We start from the raw sequence: 4,400 nt of genomic DNA, 5'->3' as shown, positions 1-4,400 counted from the left end.
TAAACGCGGCCATAACAGCGGAATGACACCGGTAAACCGAAAGGCAGGAACAGGAGAGCGCACGAGGGAGCCATCAGGGGGAAACGCCTGGTATCTTTATAGTCCTGTCGGGTTTCGCCACCACTGATTTGAGCGTCAGATTTCGTGATGCTCGTCAGGGGGGCGGAGCCTATGGAAAAACGGCAGCTCCGTATCCTCTTCCTGTCCTGCTTGCCATGCCGTATGCCTTTGCTCTTATCCGTTTGCAGGTAACGCCCGCCGCAGCCGAACGTCAGGAGCGGAAGCGACCGAGTGAGCGAGGAGGCGTCATATCACTGTAACCTCCATTTTCTCCTGTACGCCCTGCAGCTGCATTTTTCCCCTGCCACATGAAGCACTTTTATTAAGTGTTACTCCGCCGTAACATATTGAGCCAGTATACACTCCGCTAGCGCTACGTGACTGGTTCAGGGCTGCGCCCCGAAACCCGCCAAAAGCCTGACGCGCCTGCGGCTTGTCCAACCCCGCGCCGACCGGGAAAGGCTTTCCCGCCCGTCCCGGCGTTATCAGGAGGCCGGTTTGTCAGAGAAACGGAACAAGATGCTCACCATGTGGGTGACGGAGGACGAGCACCGGCGGCTGCTTGAGCGCTGTGACGGCAGGCCGCTGGCGGCCTGGATGCGGCAGACCTGCCTGGACGAAAAGCCTGCGCGCACCGGAAAGCTCCCCTCAATTTCGCCGGCGCTGCTGCGCCAGCTTGCCGGCATGGGCAATAACCTGAACCAGATAGCCCGCCGTGTTAACACCGGCGGCGGTACTGGCCATGACAGGGTACAGATTGTGGCGGCGCTGATGGCCATCGATGCCGGACTTGAGCGGCTGCGGCACGCCGTTCTTGAGAAAGGAACGGACGATGATCGTTAAATTTCATCCACGCGGTCGCGGCGGTGGCGCCGGGCCGGTGGACTATCTGCTGGGTAAAGACCGGCAGCGTGAAGGCGCCACCGTCCTGCAGGGGAAGCCGGAAGAAGTCCGGGAGCTGATTGACGCGTCGCCTTACGTTAAGAAATACACCTCCGGCGTCCTGTCGTTTGCGGAGGCCGATCTCCCTCCCGGCCAGCGGGAAAAACTGATGGCCAGCTTCGAGCGGGTTCTGATGCCCGGACTCGATAAAGATCAGTACAGCATTCTGTGGGTGGAGCACGCGGACAAGGGGCGTCTGGAGCTGAACTTTCTGATCCCCAATACCGAGCTGCTGACCGGCAGGCGGCTCCAGCCTTACTACGACCGCGCCGACCGGCCGCGCATCGATGCCTGGCAGACTATCGTGAACGGCAGACTGGGGCTGCACGACCCGAACGCGCCGGAAAACCGCCGGGCGCTGGTCACGCCGTCCGGGCTGCCGAAAACGACGCAGGAGGCCGCAGAAGCCATTACCCGGGGACTACTGAGCTTAGCCTCGTCCGGGGAGCTGAAAAGCCGTCAGGATGTCACTGACACTCTTGAAGGTGCAGGTTTTAAGGTGGTGCGCACCACGAAAAGCAGTATCAGCATTGCCGACCCGGACGGGGGGCGAAACATCCGACTGAAGGGAGCTATCTATGAGCAATCTTTTAACGCTAGCGAAGGACTTAGAGCAGCAATCGAAAGCGCAGCAGAAGAGTACTGGCGAGATGCTGAAAGCCGCATTCTGCGAGCACGAGCAGTCTGTCAGAGCGGAACTGAGCGCAAGCGCGAGGAGAATCAGCGACGCCATCCTCGCCCACGAGCAGAGTATGAGCGAGGCGATGGAGAAAAACCGGCGGAGCGTACTGCGGACTGCCGGGCGGACATGGCTCACCATCCTGATGGTGTCAGCGCTGCTGATCGGCACGAGCGGGAGCATACTGTGGTGGCAGGGGCAGCAGATAACCGACAATTACACGCATCTTCGTCAGCAGGAAGATACCCTGGCGAAAATGACCGCCCGGACGTGGGGAGTGCGCTATCAGGAGAGCAGCGACGGCCGGAGGTTTCTTATCCTACCGCCGGGGATGAAAACCGAAGCCATCCCTTACGGCGGGACGACATGGATCCGCCTGAAACAGGAGTAGCGGAAGATGACAGAGCTGGAAAAGCAGTTGCTGAGCGCATTAGAGCAGCTACAGCAGGACTACTCGCAAAGGCTGGACGAATGGGAGAGCGCCTTCGCGGAATGGCGGAGCATGTGTGGGCTTATGCAACGGGAGAACGCGGTGCTGAACGAGCGCGTGTCGGACTTGAGCACGCAGGTGCTGAGTTTAAGCGAGCAGCTGCGCCGCTTGTCCGGGAACTGAATGCCATCGAGCTCCGGCAGAGGGAGAATGAGTATCAGAAAACACTGGAGCTGGAGCGCCAGCCGCAGAAAACCTACCGCGGGCCGACACTTTAAACCATCCAGGCAGCTGACAACCCGCACGAAGAGGGGCTCTTACTTCTCCCGCTAAATAGGTTCGTGATTAAAAAGATCACGGCCTATACCTGGGGGGGAATTATGAAATTGCTTAACGTCATTGAAGCTGTACTTAACTGCCTGTATCTGGCGGCCGGGCTGTGGGACTGGCTGGAGAAGCATTTACCTGTTTTTAAGGCGTTCGCGCTGATTTTAGTGTGACTTTACACGCCATGCATCTGGCTGCATGGCTATGCAGTCGGGTAAAATTTATCTGTCACGAACGGGGCGGTGTATCGGGTGGTTTGTTGCCGGTTTTACCTGACTGCCGCCCCGTTTGTGGCGAACCCGTCCGGAGCGGTGCGGGCAACAGATGTTATGGTAAATAACATCCGTTGTTAATTAAACTTGAAATCAACTTTAATTATAAAAATGAAGCTAGTTAAACCATTCTCCAGCTTCTTTTTCTCTGGCTTTCCCTTCGCTTTTCATTAAATCTTTCCCGCCTTCTGAAATATTTCTGTTTGAGCCGGCGTGAGATTGAATTACATCTGTTTGGGCTGCCTTGTTTTTTAACTCTTGGTCTATGAATTAATTTTCGCGTTTAACTCTTGCCTCTTCCCTGGCTAATGCTAACTTTTGTTTTTCGATTTCAAGCTTTCTTAGTTCATCTTCATATTTCTGATCTCTATTTTTATCGGCTTTGAGCTCAGCTTCGATTCTTTCACGGTGAGCTTTTCTCTCTGCAGAAGCTATGGCTGCTCTCCTGTTCGCTTCTGCTCTTGCTCTTTCTCTCCTTTTTTGCTCAAGCCGTTTGTTTTCCTCAATTTTTTCTCTCTGGATATCCATGAGTCTTTGCTCTTCAGCTTTTCCCTGCTGTTCAGTTTGAGCTACTGCAGATAATTGTTCTTGAAGTGAGTTTGCAAAGCTGCTTCCACTAAAAGAAAGGATGAGGGGTATAATGATTCTTTTCATCGTTTGAATCTTATTTTTTTACCGGGCATGTTGTGTTTGGCTGGATTCTTGTTTCATTATTTTTTGTGGAAATAACAACAGCTAAACCAGTAGTAAACTGACATGGTTTTCCTACTTGAGTTGATGTAAATACCTTTGTCCCTTCTTTGTAAGTTAAAGAAACACCTTCAACGATAGATTTATCTTTGACTAATGTTCCTACTGCGGCACCGACGGCACCACCGCCAACGGCTCCGGCTGTTGTGCAAAGTCCGCTACCACTTCCGACGTTATGACCAGCCACACCGCCAACCACAGCGCCAAGGATTGCCCCAAAGGTTTGTGCAGCTTGTTTGTTTGCAGTGTTATCAACAGCAACCTTCGCAGGCAAAACAGAAATTATGTTTACAGTTTTCGTCTCCTGTTTTGCATTCAGTTGCCCTGTGTCATAAACGTCAGCAGCATATTGATCGGCATTGGATTGACAGCCTGATAAAGCGGTAATCGAGGCGGTTAGTAGGGCTATGCTTAACAGTGTTTTTTTGAGCTCATGTGACTTCCTGTTTCTTAATGTAAAAAAAACATTTTTAGGAATTATCCGTAAAAAGTAAAGGCTAAAGGTGGTGGTTGATTTTCCGGTAATGGTGCCAACTTACTGATTTAGTGCATGATGGTGTTTTTGAGGTGCTCCAGTGGCTTCCATTTCCATCAGATGTCCTTCCTGGGGTCGGTTTGGGAAATGGAAATTATTGTACGTTAAGAACATAATTTAACCGTTTCTGATTGGTAACTGATTGATTTATTGTTACTGACTATCGCATTTAAGTTATTGCGCTCACGCTGTCGCATTTAGGTTGTCTCATTACCCAAACATACAGGCTAAATGCCGTATAGTGCAGGAGTACACCCTATTGCGATAGCGCGATCTGTTCAAAAAACAGGCTTAACGTACAATAATTTCCAATCTCCAAACTCACCCCTTATTCACGCTGGCCAACCTGTTTCGGGCGGACCAAATGATACGTCAGTGGGAGAGATCTCACTAAAAACTGGGGAT

General features: G+C 52.3%; 4 protein-coding genes and 2 pseudogenes. 4 read left to right on the top strand and 2 right to left on the bottom strand.

All coding sequences use genetic code 11. From position 1 onward, the window contains the following. Positions 1 to 579 precede the first annotated feature (579 nt). From FTV43_RS14570 to FTV43_RS14555, 4 genes and pseudogenes are all read left to right on the top strand, one after another. Positions 580 to 903, top strand: coding sequence for a MobC family plasmid mobilization relaxosome protein (locus FTV43_RS14570; protein ID WP_170915627.1), 324 nt, complete (start codon positions 580 to 582; stop codon positions 901 to 903). Then, positions 842 to 1,540 (top strand): annotated as a pseudogene (locus FTV43_RS16210) (relaxase/mobilization nuclease domain-containing protein); the annotation flags it as partial. The gene FTV43_RS14570 and the pseudogene FTV43_RS16210, both read left to right, overlap by 62 nt. Positions 1,541 to 1,580: 40 nt before the next feature. Next, positions 1,581 to 2,072, top strand: coding sequence for an MbeB family mobilization protein (locus FTV43_RS14560; RefSeq protein WP_140428842.1), 492 nt, complete (start codon positions 1,581 to 1,583; stop codon positions 2,070 to 2,072). 6 nt (positions 2,073 to 2,078) lie between these two features. Beyond that, positions 2,079 to 2,294 carry an MbeD family mobilization/exclusion protein gene (locus tag FTV43_RS14555; RefSeq protein WP_000137422.1) on the top strand — a complete coding sequence of 72 codons (216 nt, stop codon included), beginning with the start codon at positions 2,079 to 2,081 and terminating at the stop codon, positions 2,292 to 2,294. Between the two features lie 533 nt (positions 2,295 to 2,827). On the opposite strand, the pseudogene FTV43_RS14550 reads toward FTV43_RS14555, so the two are convergent. Continuing rightward, a pseudogene (locus FTV43_RS14550) lies at positions 2,828 to 3,364 on the bottom strand (DUF5384 family protein). 10 nt (positions 3,365 to 3,374) lie between these two features. Then, positions 3,375 to 3,734 carry a hypothetical protein gene (locus FTV43_RS14545; RefSeq protein WP_257221968.1) on the bottom strand — a complete coding sequence of 120 codons (360 nt, stop codon included), beginning with the start codon at positions 3,732 to 3,734 and terminating at the stop codon, positions 3,375 to 3,377. Positions 3,735 to 4,400 lie beyond the last annotated feature (666 nt).

The organism is Acinetobacter sp. YH16053, from assembly GCF_013417035.1.
GTDB classification, from domain to species: Bacteria; Pseudomonadota; Gammaproteobacteria; order Pseudomonadales; family Moraxellaceae; genus Acinetobacter; species Acinetobacter towneri.
The sequence above is the reverse complement of the archived record's forward strand: the minus strand, read 5'-3'. Positions and strand labels throughout refer to the sequence as shown.

Excerpts from the sequence above, each read along its gene's own strand:
- FTV43_RS14560 (WP_140428842.1), top strand. The coding sequence starts at position 1,581 with ATGAGCAATCTTTTAACGCTAGCGAAGGACTTAGAGCAGCAATCGAAA.
- FTV43_RS14555 (WP_000137422.1), top strand. The coding sequence starts at position 2,079 with ATGACAGAGCTGGAAAAGCAGTTGCTGAGCGCATTAGAGCAGCTACAG.
- FTV43_RS14570 (WP_170915627.1), top strand. The coding sequence starts at position 580 with ATGCTCACCATGTGGGTGACGGAGGACGAGCACCGGCGGCTGCTTGAG.